The sequence below is a fragment of the Acutalibacter sp. 1XD8-33 genome, assembly GCF_003612555.1.
GTDB lineage: Bacteria > Bacillota > Clostridia > Oscillospirales > Acutalibacteraceae > Acutalibacter.
In genome coordinates, this window is record NZ_RAZF01000032.1 from 15636 (window position 1) to 33534 (window position 17899).

Genomic DNA, 17899 nt, shown 5'->3' on the forward strand with positions numbered 1-17899 from the left:
AAAGTGGGAGCAGTATTCATATTGCAAACCGAAAGAAATTTTGGTATAATGTGGAAGAGGTGAAGGCAGTGGCACAAGTCAGGTACAGAATTTTTACCATGTCCGCAGCGGCTCTCATGTCCCACGCGCAGGAAGGCGCGGAGGGTTGCTATACCTTTGCGCTGAACGCGAAGGCTACGGAGAAATGCAAGGTGCAAACCTCGCTCCATGAGCAGCAAGACTGTGCGCTGTTCTTTCAAGCTATGTGCGTCCTGCATGGAGACAACTATCAAATACCAACGGTGGATACATTGGTCAGCAACCTGTCGGACGTAATCTGCTATGTGGATTTCAGCAACATCTTTGACCGCAACGCCGCGCTGAACCGCCATGCCGTTCACCAGAAGAAAGCGGAGAGTATGTTCCAGCCCGAGGGTATTACGCTGGATTTTGGTGCTGGACCGCACCGTTACTTTGCCTTCGAGCGCTCAAACAGCATGAGCCGCAAGGCGCAGATTTCTTTCGTCCGGGAAGACTTTTTCGAGCCGCTGCGCCGGAGGATCATGCTGGATATGAAAATTGGGCCGTGCCAGTTGAGCAAGCTGTATGCCTATAATGGGCTGATGCTGTCTGGCGGTACTCGGATTGATGGGATAGAAATTGACAGGCCGCACAGGGTTATCGTGATAGATAACGAAGAAGCCGTTGTGCAGAACGTGCCGGTCATCACGGTTGAGGACGATGGGAGTATAGGGAACGTCCGCAAATATCATCGGGTCGAGCACAAGGAAAAGATTACGGTTACCTGTTTTGACGGCGAGGGCCTGATTTCAAAAGACTACGCTAGGGAAGTTGACAAGGCGTATTGCGGCAAGCATATCCACACGTCCTTTCAGATTCGCCTGCCGTATGTCAAGGGTATGCTCCATCAGGTTGACTTCAAAGATTTTCTGAACAGTGGCGCCTGTCGAACGATTACCGACATATGGGGTGTGAAACATAACGTCCGTGACGTTGATATTATTTTGACAAAGTCGATGTTTAAGGGATTCGGTTGGCTGACCGAAAATGATATGGCTTGGAGCGATTACTGGAAAGCGTTTCGGAAGTACCGCCATGCGCTTTATATCACGCAGACCAGCAAGGAAAAGCCGGAGAGGTTCACCACCCTGAACTACCAGTTTTTGAACACGGTTTCCATGACTGCCGATGAGTTTCGTCCCAATGATTTGCCGCTGGGGTGGAAGGATTCTCCCGCAAATGATGAGCGTCACTGGCTGACAAAAGAAACGGAGCTTGCTTATTATAATTACTGCGCGGATGACGATTTCCGCAAGCAATATTTTCTGTCAGCGCTTGAGCGCAGATGGTTCTCAAAAAAGAACAAGGCATACTACATGGCAAGGGTTTTGAAGAAGAACTCTCTGTTCATAAATGAGCCTGTGTATGCGAAAGAGTTGGATTCAAAAGCGGAACAGGTTCTTAAGCAATACGCGCTGGGACAGCTTATTGTTGCAGGAGATAACCGCTATTTGTCGGGCGATTTGCTTGAACTTTTGACGCTACTTCTCCCGACAGGGACGCCGAAGGCCAGTGCACAAGAGACATTTTTTAATGTTGCTCTTACCAATCGTTTTGCAGAAAATTCGTACTATGCACCTAAAGCTGCATACGAACACGGCGAGGAATGTACCCTGCTTCGCAATCCGCACATTGCTCGCAATGAGGAATTTCAGTTGGGTTGCTATGCCAACATAGAACAGATGCGCAAGCACTATCTGGGCCATCTTATTGACGTGGTGATGGTGGACTCCCACACATTGACCGCAGAACGCTTGGGCGGTGCGGATTTTGATGGTGACATGATAAAGACCATCTCCGATCCTATTCTGAATGCCTGTGTGAAACGCAATTATCGGGAGTATTCCGGCGGTATTGACAGGCAAACCAATGGGAATATACCTCTCTTGAAAATCCCCGCTGTCGAGCCGCAGATTGGTGACGCTAACGACTGGTATGCCCGGTTTGAAACGGTACGCAATACCTTTTCCTCACGGGTCGGACAGATTTCCAATGCCGCGCTGGATAGAAGTGTGATTGCCTATAACGAAAACTCCGATTCCGAGTTGAGACAGCGGTGCAAGGAAGAAACAGAGGTCCTCGCTATCCTCACTGGCCTTGAGATTGACTCAGCCAAGAGTGGCGTTAAGCCGGATTTGTCGAAGTATCTGAACAAGAAAGTGGTAAGTCGCAGTCTCTTTTTGCAGTACAAGAAGCTGTTGGAATCAGCGGAAGTTCGCGGTAAATGGTACGAGCCTACGTTTCAGCAAAAGCGCAAGGTGTTCTTTGAGAAAACAGATTGGAACAAGGTCGATTCCAACTTGGAGCGGCTGCCTTATTTGGCGTACCAGTTGAAGAAAAACACTCCTAGAATCAAACCGAGACCTGCAGAAGATAGCGAGCTCTTTGATTTCGCACGGGAGTCAGATTGGGAAGATAATCTTAACACCCAAATTCTTTCTTCTGTGTCAGAGCTTTTGAACGACTACGAGGCTTGCTTATCCCGCATACGCGCTTGCCGAGTACCCGTTCAGAACAAGCAGAGAAAGAACGATATTGAGAGAATTTTGTTCAGTCGGGGGCAGGAGGATACCTACGATTCGGACGAGCTATATGCGACTTTCCAGGATTTTTCTGCGGAGAGGATTGCCGAGATTCGTGCGGCCATTGTAGATAGCAAATGGCATTTTATGGACAGTGAGTCCCGATTTGATTTTCTGGAAAGTTATCTGCCGGAACTTGAGGATTACCATGAGCTGTTTGCGGACTTCAGGTATGGTGGTTACCGCATTCTGGGTGATTTGATTTGTGATATTGACGATGAGAACCGGGCGACGGACAGGAAGAAATATCTGCGTGATACGGATTCGGACAGTTTTCATCAGATGATGAACGCTTATCTCGAGCAACCTTTGCGATATGATTACAGGGAAGTTGTCGCCTCAAAATGTAGAGAACTGTTGGATAGGGTTGTGCGGCCAAGGTTGGCGGTGCAGTATGTAGTAGCGCTGGGTAAGCGAAATTTGCTATGGGAATTGCTCATTGACCACATCGAAGAAAGTGTTCTCAAGGAGGAGCCTCATGCTGAATGAGATTGAAGAGTTTCATGCTTATACCGAACAGCCGATTTATAAAGCGGACAGCAAGCGCGATACAACTTATATGGGGCGTTTCACCATGGACATGATTCTTGATTTCAACGGCCTCGCCCGGGTAATGACGATTCTTGCCCGAGGGTATCTGTTTGCGGATGCAGGCGAAAATCCACAAGACAGAATTGACTATACCCGTCGGGCGCTCTGTGCGTGGTGCAGCGTCCCAGACAAAGAGAAAGCCAGCCCTAAAGAGGACTGGCAGTTCAAAAGCGATTTCAGGGAGCTGCATGGGGAGTTTCCCAAACTGGTGGACGAGAATAGTGTGGGTTGGTTCTGCCGCCACGTTCACAACATCGTACAGTTTATAAAAAATAATCCTGATAAGGTGAGCAAGGCAGCGTATGGCAAAGCGGATGCCATTGATAAAGAATTTGATGCCGCCTGGCGAAAGAAGGTTGTGCAATTTCAAGTGCCGATTTTCGCACAGGGCACAAATGGCGCATGGGTTTTGCGATTTGATGATGTGCTGGCTGATGCTTTGGAATTGGGGCCGCTGCGAGACAACAGGATTGATTTGCCGGACGATGTTCTCAAGAGAATTGAAGAACTACGTCCTGAGAAAGTACCGGCAGAAGTTATCCGCACCTTAGTGGCGTATTACATAGCAAATAAGCCAGAGGATTCTGTGTGGGTCGTGTTGCCGGTCACAAATTTCGACGCATATTTTGGCAGTACAATGTTCAGCAAGAAGTGGCTACCTGCTATTCCTGAGAGTATTATCGCGCGGGAAAAAGAACGAATAGGAGTGGCTAGATTTGCTCCCGGCCCGGCAATTCTCCCTGATATCCGCCATTTTTTGTTGCAAAAACTCTCATAAGACTTTATAATGGTTTCAGGAGTTTTATTGTGTAAAAAGGAGCCGGATTCATGGCAGACATAAAGAAAGAGCATGAACGTGAGGAGCTGCACCGCGCCATCTGGGCCATTGCCGATGAGCTGCGGGGCAGCGTGGACGGCTGGGACTTCAAGAGCTACGTACTCGGCACGATGTTCTACCGGTACATCTCGGAAAATCTGACGGAATATATCAATGCTGGGGAGATTGCCGCTGGAAACGTCAGCTTTGACTATGCCCAACTCTCCGACACGGAGGCAGAAGAAGCCCGTGAGGGTCTGGTGCAGGAAAAGGGCTTTTTCATGCTGCCCTCTGAGCTGTTCTGCAACGTCCAGGCCAGAGCGCCCCAGGACGAGAATTTGAACGAAACGCTGGAAAAAGTTTTCCGCCATATCGAGGGTTCCGCAAAGGGCAGTTCCTCTGAGCAGTGCTTCTCCGGGCTGTTCGATGATTTTGATGTGAACAGCAATAAACTGGGGGCCACCGTTGCCAAGCGGAACGAAAAGCTGGCGAAACTGCTGGGCGGCATCGGCGGCATGAACCTGGGCGCAGTCCAGGGACACAGCATCGATGCTTTTGGGGACGCCTATGAATTTCTGATGACCATGTACGCCTCCAACGCCGGGAAGAGCGGGGGAGAGTTTTTCACGCCTTCCGATGTGTCGGAGCTGCTGACCCGGCTGGGGACAGTGGGCAAAACAAAGGTCAACAAGGTTTACGACCCGGCCTGCGGTTCCGGTTCCCTGCTGCTGAAAGCTACCAAGGTGCTGGGCAAGGACGGGGTGCAGTTCGGCTACTTCGGGCAGGAGATCAATATTACCACCTACAACCTGTGCCGCATCAATATGTTCCTCCACGACGTGAGTTTCGACAAGTTCAGCATTGCCTGCGAGGACACCCTGACCGCTCCCCAGCACTGGGATGACGAGCCCTTTGAGCTGATCGTCTCCAATCCCCCCTACTCCATCAAGTGGGCGGGGGACGAGGACGCCACTCTCATCAACGACCCCCGCTTTACCCCCGCCGGGGTGCTGGCCCCTAAGTCGAAAGCTGACCTGGCATTTATCATGCACTCCCTGTCCTGGCTTGCCACAGGCGGCACGGCGGCCATCGTCTGCTTCCCCGGCATCATGTATCGGGGCGGCGCGGAGCAGAAGATCCGCAAATACCTTGTGGACAACAACTTTATCGACTGCGTGATTCAACTTCCGGCCAACCTGTTTTTCGGAACCAGTATCGCTACCTGTATCATGGTGCTGAAAAAGAACAAGGCGGACAATAAGACCCTGTTTATCGACGCCTCCGGCGAGTGCGTCAAGGTGACCAACAACAATCGGCTGACGACAGAGAACATAGAGCGCATTGTGTCCGTGTTCGCCGGGCGGGAGGAGATCAAGCACTTCTCCCATCTGGCGGAGTATGGCGAGATCGTGGAGAGCGGGTATAATCTGTCTGTTTCCACCTATGTGGAGGCGGAGGACACCCGGGAGAAGATCGATATTGTGAAACTTAATGCGGAGATTGAGGAGATTGTGGCGAGGGAGCAGGTCTTGCGGGACGAGATTGCGAAGATTATTGGGGAGATAGAGGTGTAGAGTTATGGGGTCGAAAGATGCTGAGCTGCTATGTTTAGAAAAAGTGATACAAGCAATTCCTCATCAACACGGGAAAAGCAAAGCTATCCTTAAAATGTGCGCTAGCCCGGAACTCTCACGCAAAGAAAGTGAATGTCCCGATTTTGTAAAATGCTGTTCTTCTCGCAAAAATGGAGAGAAAGGTATTCTTTTGGGCATAGAGCACTTTCAAGTGGATCATTATGCTATTGAACAGCGCACTGGCAAAATCGGTGCTACGGTTAACGCCTATCTTAAGAAAGACAATGAACGTGCAGCCGTAATGCGAGAACACATAAATCCTACTGGGGAATTGCCCGACGATGCCATTCAGGCATTAGCTGAATCCGTTGGTGCAGCTTTACAAATGCGATATAAAGCGAATTACAATTTATATGTAAAATCTTTTGAGTACTCCCTTAATAAACATTTAAAACATGTTGACGGGTACTTAAAGAATCTTCGCTCCTATTCTGGTGGAGATTATTATATTGAATTGGCATTTCTAATTGAAATATATGCTGATTTCCGTAATGTGTTTTTATCACGAAATAATCATACAGATTGGGCGGATAATTCATTTATTCCAATATTTTCTGATATCGCATGTATGCTTGAAGGGATAGATTATAGGAAAGTAAAATTCCTTATTTTCTGCATTACCAATCCTGTTGTCAATTGTAGCAGCAGAATAGCTGCAGTAGAAACAAGAGCCTTACGCTCCCAGCTTGAAAAGCAGCATATTCCAATATATAATTATGCAGGTGAAGGACGGTCTGTAGATATAGACAGAGTGGTGCCATCTTATAAAAGATATGAAGATAGAACAGATTTTATTATGACGATTCCGGAACGAAAAGTAAACGTAGAAAAGAAGATGGATATAATCATCCCAGCCTTTCTAAAAGCGTTAGAATTTAAAAAACTTGGGGAGCCATTTGCCACAACGCAGTCTGTCCAGTTCATGCTAGAATTGTTTGGCGACTACTATATCCAATTTGAAGATTTAGCCAATGCAGTCCCGAATGAATTGTGGAAATATGTAATTTCAAATCACGGAGCGGCTATTTGGAATAAAATGCAAGAGATAGAGCATCAATGGTATCCTCAGAAAGCAGGTATAGATAATGGAGTATCTTAAAACACTTATAAATGAGACTTGTCCAAACGGAGTACCGTATAAAAAGCTGGGAGAAATTGCAACTATCTCACGAGGTGGCAGCCTTCAAAAAAAAGATTTCTGTTCTGATGGCTTTCCTTGCATTCACTACGGACAAATCTATACCAGGTATGGCCTGTTTGCAGATAGGACTTTCACTTTTATCAGCGAGGACTGCGCCAAAAAGCAAAAGCTAGCCTATCCCAATGATATTGTCATGGCTGTTACAAGTGAAAATATCGAGGATGTATGCAAATGTGTGGCTTGGTTAGGTGATGGAGCGGTTGCGGTCAGCGGACACACGGCAATCATTCATCATAATCAAAACGCAAAGTATCTCGCCTACTATTTTCATACTCAAATGTTTGCAGCACAGAAGAGGAAACTTGTCCATGGCACAAAAGTAATGGAAGTTACACCGGATACCCTAAACACAGTCACAATCCCCCTCCCCCCTCTCCCCATACAGAGTGAAATTGTCAAGATTCTTGACAATTTCACGGAGCTTACGGCGGAGCTTACGGCGGAGCTTACGGCGAGGAAGAAGCAGTATGAATATTACCGGAACAAACTTCTCACCTTCAAGGAGCTGACCCCATGAGCTATTTCAACATCGTGGCCCAGACCACCAAAGACACCGTAGTAGCCGAATACGAGCCGGTAGGGACCCGCTCCGACAGCTACCAGAGTGAGGCTGCGCTGGAAAAAGAGTTTATCCGCCTGCTCTGTGAACAGGGGTATGAGTATCTGCCTATCCACTCTGAGGCGGAGCTGATTGCCAACCTCCGCCAAAAGCTGGCGGAGCTAAACTGTTATACCTTCACCGATTCCGAGTGGGAGCGATTTTTCAGCGAGTGCATCGCCAACGCCAACGACGGCATCGAGGACAAGACCCGCCGCATCCAGGAGGACTTTGTGCAGGTCCTCCGTCGGGACACCGGCGAGAGTAAGAATATTGCCCTCATCGACAAGAAAAACATCCACAACAACCGCCTCCAGGTCACCAACCAGTACGCCGTGGGTAAGGAGGACGGCGCGCGGTATGACAACCGCTATGACGTGACGGTTTTGGTGAATGGGCTGCCCCTGGTGCATATCGAGCTGAAACGCCGGGGCGTGGCCATTCGGGAGGCGTTCAACCAGATCGACCGCTACCAGCGGGACAGTTTTTGGGCGGGCAGCGGGCTGTATGACTATGTGCAGATTTTTGTCATATCCAATGGTACGAATACCAAGTATTATTCCAACACCACCCGCCGCAATGCCATCAAGGACGCTGCCTCCGCCTCTGCCGCCAAAAAGAAAAAGACCAGCAACAGCTTTGAGTTCACCTCCTTTTGGGCCGACGCCAACAATCGGGTTCTGCCGGATTTGATAGATTTCACCCGTACTTTTTTTGCCAAGCATACCATTTTGAATGTGCTGACGCGGTACTGCATTTTTACCTCCGAGCAGATGCTGATGGTCATGCGTCCCTATCAGATTACTGCCACCGAGCGGATTTTGAACCGCATCGAGATCGCCAACAACTATAAGAAATACGGCTCTATCGCCGGGGGCGGGTACATCTGGCACACCACAGGTTCAGGCAAGACCCTCACCAGTTTCAAGACCGCCCGGCTGGCCTCTCTGCTGCCTTACATTGACAAGGTGCTGTTTGTGGTAGACCGGAAAGATCTGGACTACCAGACCATGAAGGAGTACGACCGCTTTGAGAAAGGTGCGGCCAACTCCAACACCTCCACCGCCATTTTGAAAAAGCAGCTGGAGGACCCCAACGCCAAAATCATCATCACCACCATTCAAAAGCTCTCCACTTTTGTGTCCAAGAACAAAGGCCATGAGGTCTATGACAAGCGCGTGGTCATTATCTTTGACGAGTGCCACCGCAGCCAGTTCGGGGATATGCACACAGCCATCGTCAAGAATTTCAAGAAATATCACCTGTTCGGCTTTACGGGCACGCCCATTTTCGCGGTCAACGCCGGCCGGGGCGGCAACCCCCAGTTCCGCACCACCCAGCAGACCTTCGGCGACCAGCTGCATACCTACACCATCGTGGACGCCATCAACGATAAAAACGTCCTGCCCTTCCATGTGGACTACTACAAGACCATGGGCATGGACGAGGAGATGATCGACGAACAAGTGTGGGACATCAACCGGGAAAAGGCGTATATGGCCCCGGAGCGCATCGAGCTTGTCACCCGGTACATTCTGGAGCATTTTGACACTAAGACCTACCGCGGGAATAAGACCTATATGTTCAATGCCCTGGCGAATATTTTGGAGGTTGCCGCCGGGAAATCCCAGGTGGAGGAAATCAGGAAAAAACAGCGGCTCAGCGGTTTCAACTCCATTTTTGCGGTGGCCTCTGTTGATATGGCAAAGCTCTACTATGCGGAGTTTAAGCGGCAGATGGACGCCGACCCTAGTAAGCGCCTGCGGGTGGCAATGATTTACAGCTATGGGGCAAACGAGGCGGAAACGGACGGTATCCTGGACGAGGAAAACCCGGAGGATACCTCAGCGCTTGACCAAAATTCCCGGGATTTTCTAGAGCAGGCTATCAGGGACTATAACGGGATGTTCCACACCAACTATGATACCTCCGGCGACAAGTTCCAGAATTACTACAAAGACGTGTCCCTGCGCATGAAGAACCGGGAAATCGATCTACTGATCGTGGTCAATATGTTCCTCACCGGCTTTGACGCGACCACGCTGAATACTCTGTGGGTGGACAAAAACCTCAAGATGCACGGTCTCATTCAGGCGTTTTCCCGCACGAACCGCATACTAAACTCCGTCAAGACCTTCGGCAATATCGTCTGTTTCCGCAATCTGCAAAAGCGGGTAGACGACGCCATCTCACTCTTTGGGGACAAGCAGGCGGGGGGCATCGTACTGCTGCGGAGTTTCCAGGACTATTTCAGTGGATATACGGATGAAGAAGGGGTTGAGCACCCCGGCTATGAAACCCTCATTCAAAAGCTACTGGCAAAATTCCCGCTGTCTGAGCCAAAGACTATTGGGGAACAAAGCGAAAAAGACTTCATTTCCCTTTTCGGCGCGATACTTCGGATGCGGAATATTTTGACCTCCTTCGACCAGTTCCAGAGTTGTGATGTCTTGTCTGAGCGGGATTTACAGGACTATCTGGGACGGTATCAGGATTTGAAAGACGAGTGGGCCGAGCGGAGAAAGAAGGGAGTCAGCTCTGATATTGACGATGATATTGTCTTTGAGATCGAGCTTATCCGGCAGGTGGAAATCAATATTGATTACATTTTGCTGCTGGTAAAGAAGTACCACGACACCCACAGCGAGGATAAGGAGATCTTGATAACTATCCGAAAGGCTGTGGACGCCAGCCCGGAGCTGCGGAGCAAGAAGGCGCTGATCGAGAACTTCATTGCCGGGATCAATGATGTGGAGGATGTTTTCCTGGAGTGGCGCGACTTTGTGATGCGGCAGAAGGAGCAGGAGCTGACGGCTATCATCACAGAGGAAAGGCTCAAGCCGGAAGAGACCCGGCAATTTATGGAAAGCTCTCTGCAGGCCGGGGAAATCAAGACCACCGGTACGGATATTGACCGGCTGATGCCGCCAGTATCTCGCTTTGGCGGTGGGAATCGGGCAGGGAAAAAGCAGAGGATAATCGATAGGTTTAAGGGTTTCTTCGACAAATATTTTGGGCTGGGGACAGCGGGTATTACCGGTCTATAAAAGGAAGGACACATGATATATGGCTCTATTTTTAGATAAGGGTCAGCCTCATTTCACCGATATGCACGCCATTATGCACAGCCTCGATGACATAGGTCTGTACCATAACTGGCTCATCACCGACTGGACCTGCTACGCCTACCCGCCCGAAATGCGGGAGGATGTTGAGTGGAAAACCGGCGCGGAGCTTATGCAAATGTTGGACGGACTTTCCGGTGTACAATGGGTCTGGGGCGTGTTCTCCGGTTTCGAGCCGCACGTCACCAGAGAACAGGCCCTACAGTGCCCTTTGCCATGTACCGATGGATATCCGGGATTCTAGACGAATCCCCTCGCACTTCAGCACCCGCTGGCAAGCGTGGAAATCGTAGTGTTTGACAGCGCATTTGTGCTCATACTCAGCAAGGAAAAGAGGGTTTACAACGCTTTTCGGGCGGCGTTCCCGCAAAGTAAAGACCTCTTTGAGATGAACGCAAATTTCAATAAGTTTTAACCCCTGCCCCACCGTTTCTTACGGTCCTTTCTAATCCTCTCCAGTGGCGCCTGGGGCACCGCGCCCGCAGAACGGAAGCATGCAACCGCCTCACTCATAGCCTCAAAGTTCAGCTCCACGCCCTCCTCATCAGCAATGAAATCCACCGCCATCTGGGGGGCTATGCCAAAGTGAGCAGCCGTCTCCACCGCGTCAATATTCGTGCCCAAAACACGAACTCCCAGCCGTACTTCTCCTTCTCAAGCTCGATCATCTTCTTGACCCTCTCAGCGCTGAACTCCCGGCTGGAATTCTCCTCCCCATCGGTGATGATGACGAACATCACCTTCTCAGCGCGGTACTCCTCGGCGGTGTTCTTCTGCACCGACACCAGCTTCTGAACCGTCAGCCCGATGGCGTCCAAAAGAGCCGTGGAACCGCCCACCTGGTACTCCCGGTCGGTCATGGGGCTGACCGCGCGGATATCAATGCGGTCGTGCAGGAGCTCGTAGCGGTTGTCGAACAGCACCGTGGTAATGCGGCACTCGCCGTCCAGGTCCCTCTGCTTTTGCAGCATGGAGTTGAACCCGCCGATGGTGTCCTTTTCCAGGCCAGCCATTGAGCCGCTTTTGTCCAGGATGAACACTAATTCCGTTAAGTTTTTCATGAAAATGGCCTCCTGTGTTTTGATGGCTTCATTATAGCCCACACAGGAGGTCTTTCGGTCGCTTTCAAAGCGACAAGTTCTTGTGTGACAAGAAAACTGGAATTTCTGTGTCAGACAAAACGTTTTAATCTGACATATTATAAACAACAATCTTATAATCTCCAATAAAATTACTACATTTGGCAGCTAAAGTATATGTATCTGAACGCTCCAAAGTGAAAAAAGTTTCTAACGCTCTTGCGCTGTCTAATGTATATACTTCATTTCCAACTGAATCATATAAGACCATATCTAAATTCCCGCTTATAATATCAGACTTGAATGAAAACTTTATTCTATCGCCTGCTTCCCCCGAAAACGAAATATCAGAAGTTGTAGTTATTTGCTCTGAATAACTTTTGCTCATATTGCCTAATACTTTGGGGCTGGTTAGTAGATGGATACTTATTGCGCTGACTACTACAATGATTATAACGATTATAAAACTTGTCTTTTTCATCCCAATGTTCCCTTTCAAATTCCAGTTTATCCTTTTGCTCTTCACACGCCTAAAAGCGGCTGGTCATACTGAAAAAGCACCTCATTTATCTCAAAAATATCATACCTTCCATTGACGATGAAATACTCCACGATCACGTCAAATTTGCTGGCTTGGGACAGCGCGTACCCCGCCCGCTCCAAGAGGTCATCCGTCTCCGGAAGTGTCAATTCCAGCGCTATTGCAAGCGCCAAAATAGTTGGCTTTCTCGGCGTGTAACCGTGGCCCTTGCGTATCTTCGAGAACAGCTTGCGGTCGATATTTGCCCGCTTGTAGACCTCCACGTCGGTCTTGCCTTTGGCGTCTATCAGCTTCAAAAGCGTGTCGGAAAACGGCTCGTCCAGACGCTCCATCAGGTCATCCAGCGCCGCGCTGGGAGCCATCATTGGCAGGGGCATGGACGGGGCCGCGTAGGCTAATGCTTCGCTCTCAACTCCCAGCAGGTTACGGTTTTTGGGCTGGTGTGCGTCAACGTAGTGCTGGTCGATGTAGCTTTCCACCTCGCCCAGCAGGGTCTCGCTCAGCACGAAGGCGGACTTGTCGAACACGGCAAGATAGGCCTCCATCTCATACTCGTCCAAAAACGCCTCGATGGCCTGTTTCGCAACCTCCAAGGCCTCGGCCTTCGGGTAGCCGTAAATGCCGCTGGAAATCAATGGGAAAGCTATACTCTTGCAGCGGTGTTTCTTTGCCAGTTTCAGCGACTCAGTATAGGCCGAGCGGAGCAGCTCCCGGCAGCGCTCCAACTCCACGGGGCTATAGACTGGCCCCACCGCGTGTATCACATATTTTGCGGGCAGGGCAAAGCCGGGGGTGACCACCGCCTCCCCCGGCTGGATGGGCGCAAGTTTATCGCAGGCCGTCTGCATTTTCTGCGCACCAGCGGCATTGAATATCGCCCCGCACACCCCGCCGCCCATCTGCAAAGCGGTGTTAGCGGCGTTGACGATGGCGTCCGCCTGCATTTTCGTGATGTCCTGACGGATGATTTGAAACGGCATAGCCTACTTCTCCCCGCGCAGATACTGGAGAATTTCCGCTGCGTTGGTGTCCGGTTTTACCTTGGGCATGACTTTCTCGATCACTCCGTTTTCATCGATAACGAAGGTGGAGCGAACCACGCCCATGCTCACCTTGCCGTAATTTTTCTTCTCCTGCCACACGCCGTAAGCCTCGATGGCGGCACGCTCCGGGTCGGATAGGAGAATGAAGGGCAGGCCGTGCTTTTCAGCGAATTTCTGGTGGGAAGTCACCGAATCCTTGCTTATGCCGATCACCACTGCATTGATGCTTTTGAATTCTTCATAGGCACTTGCAAAGGCGCAGGCCTGACGGGTGCAGCCGGGGGTGTTGTCCCGGGGGTAGAAGTAGAGCACAACTTTTTTGCCCGCGAAATCCGCGAGGGATACCATGTTTCCGTCCTTGTCTGACAGGGTAAACTCCGGGGCTTTTGTTCCAACTTCCAGCATTTCAGCGTCCTCCTTTGATGAATATGAATGTGTTTTCTGTGGATAATTCTGTGTCAAAACGATAATCTAAATCCGCAAACTCGCGGATTTCTTCCGGCATTTTAATGTCGTTTTCAGCGAGCCAACGGACCATCTGGCCCCGGGCCATTTTGCACATGGTCCCCTTTTCGATGACCTTCCCGCTCAGCCACTCGCCGAACACGCAGGTGAGTACGGAGTTTGCCGGGAGGTAGGGAGTGACTGCTTTGCTGTACTCCTTGGACGCGAGATTCAGCACCCAGTCACCTTCCAGCTCCTTTGCTATGCTGTCTCCCCAAAAGGCGTAGAGGTCTTTTGCACCGCCTACTGATAGCTTTGCCTGCATTTCTAATCGGTAGGGTGTTACGCCGTCAAAGGGGCGGAGCAGCCCATAGAATCCCGATAAGATACGCAAATGCTCCCGCAGGTACTCTAACTGCCCAGCAGTCATCACGCCCGGCGCCATGTAGCGGTACTGGATGCCCTCGTAGGACAGGATAGCCGGGGTCAGGTTTTGGCGTAAAGTCATGGCTTTCAGGCGCTCTATGTTTAGTTGGGCGAGGTTGTCGTTGCACTTCCAGAGGGATTGCAGTTCTTTTGGAAACATGGATTGGAGCTTCGCCAGCAGCCGTTCCGTTTGGGGCAGGAATTGGGGCAGGCCGTCTATGGGGAGGCTGTCCGCGTCTACATTCATTTTCTTTGCGGGGGAGATGATGATTTTCATGGGGCTGTCCTTTCCATGTTTTTATTATTATAGCATAACATGGTCGGGAAGAAAAGGGCTATTGCCATTTTCGGACGGCTATTGTATAATACTGGTTGCAAAGAGGTGTTCACATGGATAGGATTTACCAAAAGGCGTAGCATGAGCAGGCGAAAGAGGTTTGTCGGAAAATGCTTGACAAGCTGAGTGAACTGCCTGCCGGTTCGTCCATTAAGAAAGATGAGCTGCTTAAAATTCTTGATGGCATGGTTCAATCCGAAGAACAAGTTCTTGCAAAGAAAGAGCCATGGGATTTCTCCCGGGAAAAATCTCAGACTGTATTTGTGTGCGGAGACGAGATCCTTATCCGCCCTATCACGCCGAAAGATGAAACGTTCTATTGCGGCGTCCGGATGCAGTATTCGCTTATGTATCAGGCAGCCTACAATACCGCAAGAGACAACAAGAAAAGCATTTTGCTGGATGAAATATTTGCCCCGCAGGTATTTTACTGTATCATCTGCAACTCAAATGACGGTCAGCCTATGGGTTATCTGGGGATTAAAGATACGAGCGCTGAAATATGGGAAATCGCGATAGAGTTGGATGGAAAATACACGCATCGGGGCTTCGGCTCCAAAAGCCTGCATTTATACCTTAATGAGGTCCAGCGCAGAACAGGGGTGGGCGAATTTCGGGCTGTTGTGGAGGTGGATAATATTCCTTCTCAAAGGTGCTTTGAGGGGCTTGGCGCGAAACTGGTAGGCCTGTGTGATAGCTTTGTGTTGAGAACAGAGGACGAGAAAAAGCGGTTTGAAGAACAGAACCTGCAGCTTATTGACACCCATATGATCGACCTTGCAAAGCAGCTTGAGGTCGAACCGAGAAAACTCTTGAGCCATCTGCTTGATTATCGGTTAAAGTTGCCCTTTATAGGGCTTCAGCCATAGGAATGGGCTTAACGCCTTGGACAAAAGGAAAGTCAGCCCTAAAGGGATCTGGCTTTATCCCGATACTCTATTTCCAGATCCTCTGCCAAATATTCATCACTCATGCAGTGCATATCAGAAACGCCCTCACTGACAAGTGTATAAACATCAGAACGATAAAAGAAAGCTAAAGCATCATCCAATGAAATACTGACTTTTTCGGCAAACCGGCAAATGACCCTGGCGTATTTCTTTTGAAGGAGGATAGGGTTGGCAGTCATATTTCCACACCTCGCTCTTTCATCACCATCAAAATGTCATCTACGATATAGTCTTTGCTTTGGGTATGAAGCACATCATATTCTGGCACGATATATCCATGCAGAATATGAGAATCCTCCGATGCCCGGTACACTCGGCCAGCGTTCACCCCGAGCCTGATGGCAATGTTCTCAATGCAAAACACCGCGAACTCAAGCTGGTTCATATCCATAATTGCTATATCAGTTTCCATGCAGTATCTCCTTGCATTTTCTGGGCTATTCCTGTATACTAAATCTATCATTGAAATGAGGGGGGCCATCAAGATGAATTTGCCGCAGCCTATTGTAGACAGTATATCAGATTTGGCCCGCCAATGCAACCTTGATAAGGTGATCCTCTTCGGTTCCCGGGCAAGGGGCGACAACCTGGAGCGCAGCGATATCGACCTAGCTATTCAAGGCGGCGATACTGTTGCGTTTGCTGCCAGCGTTGACGAGGATATACCTACCCTGCTCATGTTCGACGTGGTGGATTTGGATAAGCCGGTACAGAAAGAGCTGTTGGAGGGAATCAGAAAGGATGGCATAGTAATCTATGAAAAAGTTTGAGAATTTCTGCAAGGCGCTGGATAATCTGCGGCTTGTCCGAAATTTGAATGAGCCATACGATGTGCTGACCCTGACCGGCAGCGCCGCCCTGTTCGAGATATGCTTTGAGCAGGCGTGGAAAGCTATGAAGGGGATTTTGCAGGAGCATGGTTACGGCGAGGGACAGATCGGCTCACCCAAGCAAATTCTCAAACTGGCGTATAGCGCCGGAATGATTCAGGACGAGGAAAAGTGGCTGGCTATGCTGGTGTCACGGAACGATGTGACCCATTCCTATAATGAGGAAATTGCGCTGGCTCTGGTAAGGCGCGTGAAAGAGGAGTATATTGATTTGTTGGATGCGCTCAAAGTGGAATTGGAGGCCCGGTGGCTTTGACATTCTTGGGGCTTTCGCACATGATTCTTGGCCCGGTGCGGTATTGACGCTCTAAAATCTGCACTGCCACACGCCGCTGATTTGCTCTCAAATTGGTTCGGTTCTTCTCAAAATTCTAAGAATCGCTCGGGAATTTTCTTAGAACCGCTCAAAATCCGAAACCCTGCGCGACATCTGGACTGGCGGATTTATGCTGCCAGAAAATGCCGGAAACCCCCGCAAATACTGAGCTTTTGGCGTTCTCTTATCTTCCGTTTAGTTCTGCTGAAATCCCTTAAATTCTGATTTCCGCACAGCACTCGAAATGCAGTTGTCCTTTACAGGGCACGTGGGTTCGAATCCCATACTCTCCGCCAGACGCTTACGCCCACAAGCGGGTTTGCCGCTTGTGGCCTTTTTTGATTTCACCACTTTTGGGGGAGTATATCCTCAGTTCTCTCCTAATAATTGTTCGTTTTCATGCAAAAAACGCCTTTATTCGAACTCTGTCCTATGTAAGGCGTATCCTTGATACGCCTACACATCAGAGATACGCCTTTCTCCTATGAGATTACTCCCAATGCCCCGCTTAAACCTTTTGCCATTGCATCCGCAGAGGACAGCTTAGAATTATAGTCCAGATGGGCATATACATTGGCGGTTGTGGAGAAGTCGCTGTGACTGAGCCATTCCTGTATCTGTTTCCTCGGTACGCCGTTTGCGAGCAGCAGCGAAGCGCAGCTGTGTCTAAGGTCATGATAGCGGGTGCGCCGCAGCTCATTCTTGTCGAGCAGTTTCGGGAATGCCGCCGTAAGATAATGGAGAGAAATCAGCGTCAGCAGGTTGAGGAACGTCACCCTCTTGTGCTTCTCCAGATAGTCCCTGTGCATCAAAGCGTACCTGCCAAGCGGGAGCTCTGGCTCTGTCGGTAATGTGAGGTCGGGTATAAGGTAATCGTCCTGCTTCGTATAAGTGATTTCGCTCATTGTTCTCGCTCCTTTCGGGTTGTTTCCTGCCACTATCATAGCGAATCTGGTACTGCCGTGCAAAGGTGCGTTTCTGGTCTTTCTCCGCTATTTGCACATTTCGGATAGCAAGGGAGATTTCCCTTAGTGCCATTTCCGCAATGTCGCTGGTATCTGTCTTTGACGGTTTCTCTTCAGCCGATAGATGACGCTATATCCGTTTTATTATTGGTTTTGCCGGTTGCCCTTGTGCTTTGCCTGATACCATCCACAGTCGTTGCAAATTTTTACGCAAAATCCATTACAAAACTGATGTGGTACAAAAAAAGTAGACACCTCCAACTCACGGAAAAGGAGTAAAATAACGAGAGTAAGGAAGGT

General features: G+C 49.7%; 18 protein-coding genes and 2 pseudogenes. 10 read left to right on the forward strand and 10 right to left on the reverse strand.

Annotated features, from left to right (window positions below):
• Positions 1–68: 68 nt before the first annotated feature.
• The 7 genes from D7X94_RS14965 to D7X94_RS14995 are packed head-to-tail and all read left to right on the forward strand — an operon-like array spanning position 69 to position 10852.
• Complete coding sequence (locus tag D7X94_RS14965) at positions 69–3131, forward strand: RNA dependent RNA polymerase (RefSeq protein WP_243111347.1); 3063 nt, start codon at positions 69–71, stop codon at positions 3129–3131.
• Positions 3121–4011, forward strand: a complete 891-nt coding sequence (locus D7X94_RS14970; protein ID WP_120428469.1) for a hypothetical protein — start codon at positions 3121–3123, stop codon at positions 4009–4011. Before D7X94_RS14965 ends, D7X94_RS14970 begins: the two co-directional genes overlap by 11 nt.
• Positions 4012–4061: 50 nt before the next feature.
• Positions 4062–5624 carry a type I restriction-modification system subunit M gene (locus D7X94_RS14975; RefSeq protein ID WP_120428470.1) on the forward strand — a complete coding sequence of 521 codons (1563 nt, stop codon included), beginning with the start codon at positions 4062–4064 and terminating at the stop codon, positions 5622–5624.
• A gap of 4 nt (positions 5625–5628) precedes the next feature.
• Positions 5629–6783 (forward strand): hypothetical protein, encoded by a 1155-nt coding sequence (locus tag D7X94_RS14980; protein ID WP_120428471.1) that lies wholly within the window; start codon positions 5629–5631, stop codon positions 6781–6783.
• Entirely contained in the window at positions 6770–7402 is a 633-nt protein-coding gene (locus D7X94_RS14985) for a restriction endonuclease subunit S (protein WP_120428472.1), read from the forward strand. The genes D7X94_RS14980 and D7X94_RS14985 overlap by 14 nt, the downstream gene beginning before the upstream one ends.
• Entirely contained in the window at positions 7399–10530 is a 3132-nt protein-coding gene (locus D7X94_RS14990; protein ID WP_120428473.1) for a type I restriction endonuclease subunit R, read from the forward strand. The genes D7X94_RS14985 and D7X94_RS14990 overlap by 4 nt, the downstream gene beginning before the upstream one ends.
• 19 nt (positions 10531–10549) lie before the next feature.
• The gene (locus tag D7X94_RS14995; RefSeq protein ID WP_120428474.1) at positions 10550–10852 is read left to right on the forward strand and encodes a hypothetical protein; all 303 of its coding nucleotides are present in this window, start codon (positions 10550–10552) and stop codon (positions 10850–10852) included.
• A 167-nt stretch (positions 10853–11019) separates the two neighbouring features.
• On the opposite strand, the gene D7X94_RS19695 is transcribed toward D7X94_RS14995, so the two are convergent.
• The 6 genes from D7X94_RS19695 to yaaA form a co-directional block, all read right to left on the reverse strand.
• Positions 11020–11232, reverse strand: coding sequence for a hypothetical protein (locus D7X94_RS19695; RefSeq protein ID WP_330558230.1), 213 nt, complete (start codon positions 11230–11232; stop codon positions 11020–11022).
• Positions 11184–11669 carry a vWA domain-containing protein gene (locus D7X94_RS15000; protein ID WP_330558231.1) on the reverse strand — a complete coding sequence of 162 codons (486 nt, stop codon included), beginning with the start codon at positions 11667–11669 and terminating at the stop codon, positions 11184–11186. The genes D7X94_RS19695 and D7X94_RS15000 overlap by 49 nt, the downstream gene beginning before the upstream one ends.
• A 124-nt stretch (positions 11670–11793) precedes the next feature.
• On the reverse strand, positions 11794–12186 hold the full coding sequence (locus D7X94_RS15005) for a hypothetical protein (protein WP_243111348.1): 393 nt from the start codon (positions 12184–12186) through the stop codon (positions 11794–11796).
• A gap of 23 nt (positions 12187–12209) precedes the next feature.
• Positions 12210–13208 carry a macro domain-containing protein gene (locus D7X94_RS15010; protein ID WP_120428476.1) on the reverse strand — a complete coding sequence of 333 codons (999 nt, stop codon included), beginning with the start codon at positions 13206–13208 and terminating at the stop codon, positions 12210–12212.
• Between the two features lie 3 nt (positions 13209–13211).
• A complete protein-coding gene (gene bcp, locus D7X94_RS15015; protein WP_120428477.1) occupies positions 13212–13676 on the reverse strand; it encodes a thioredoxin-dependent thiol peroxidase in 465 nt (154 codons plus the stop codon).
• 1 nt (position 13677) lies between these two features.
• Positions 13678–14418: a peroxide stress protein YaaA gene (yaaA, locus tag D7X94_RS15020; protein WP_120428478.1), complete on the reverse strand. Its 741-nt coding sequence runs from the start codon at positions 14416–14418 to the stop codon at positions 13678–13680.
• A 170-nt stretch (positions 14419–14588) separates the two neighbouring features.
• Here yaaA and D7X94_RS15025 point away from each other — a divergent pair, with 170 nt between their 5' ends.
• Positions 14589–15347 carry a GNAT family N-acetyltransferase gene (locus D7X94_RS15025; protein ID WP_120428479.1) on the forward strand — a complete coding sequence of 253 codons (759 nt, stop codon included), beginning with the start codon at positions 14589–14591 and terminating at the stop codon, positions 15345–15347.
• A 38-nt stretch (positions 15348–15385) separates the two neighbouring features.
• Here the strand turns inward: D7X94_RS15025 and D7X94_RS15030 are convergent, their stop codons facing one another.
• Positions 15386–15607 carry a DUF3791 domain-containing protein gene (locus D7X94_RS15030; RefSeq protein ID WP_120428480.1) on the reverse strand — a complete coding sequence of 74 codons (222 nt, stop codon included), beginning with the start codon at positions 15605–15607 and terminating at the stop codon, positions 15386–15388.
• On the reverse strand, positions 15604–15840 hold the full coding sequence (locus D7X94_RS15035; protein ID WP_120428481.1) for a DUF3791 domain-containing protein: 237 nt from the start codon (positions 15838–15840) through the stop codon (positions 15604–15606). The genes D7X94_RS15030 and D7X94_RS15035 overlap by 4 nt, the downstream gene beginning before the upstream one ends.
• 73 nt (positions 15841–15913) lie before the next feature.
• On the opposite strand from D7X94_RS15035, the gene D7X94_RS15040 reads away from it, so the two are divergent.
• The gene (locus tag D7X94_RS15040) at positions 15914–16198 is read left to right on the forward strand and encodes a nucleotidyltransferase domain-containing protein (protein ID WP_120428484.1); all 285 of its coding nucleotides are present in this window, start codon (positions 15914–15916) and stop codon (positions 16196–16198) included.
• Positions 16185–16574, forward strand: a complete 390-nt coding sequence (locus tag D7X94_RS15045; RefSeq protein ID WP_120428482.1) for an HI0074 family nucleotidyltransferase substrate-binding subunit — start codon at positions 16185–16187, stop codon at positions 16572–16574. Before D7X94_RS15040 ends, D7X94_RS15045 begins: the two co-directional genes overlap by 14 nt.
• A 542-nt stretch (positions 16575–17116) precedes the next feature.
• Here D7X94_RS15045 and D7X94_RS19925 read toward each other — a convergent pair.
• Together D7X94_RS19925 and D7X94_RS19930 are read right to left on the reverse strand one after the other, a co-directional pair.
• Positions 17117–17362, reverse strand: a pseudogene (locus D7X94_RS19925) (tyrosine-type recombinase/integrase); the annotation flags it as partial.
• Between the two features lie 69 nt (positions 17363–17431).
• Positions 17432–17578, reverse strand: a pseudogene (locus D7X94_RS19930) (TnpV protein); the annotation flags it as partial.
• Positions 17579–17899 lie beyond the last annotated feature (321 nt).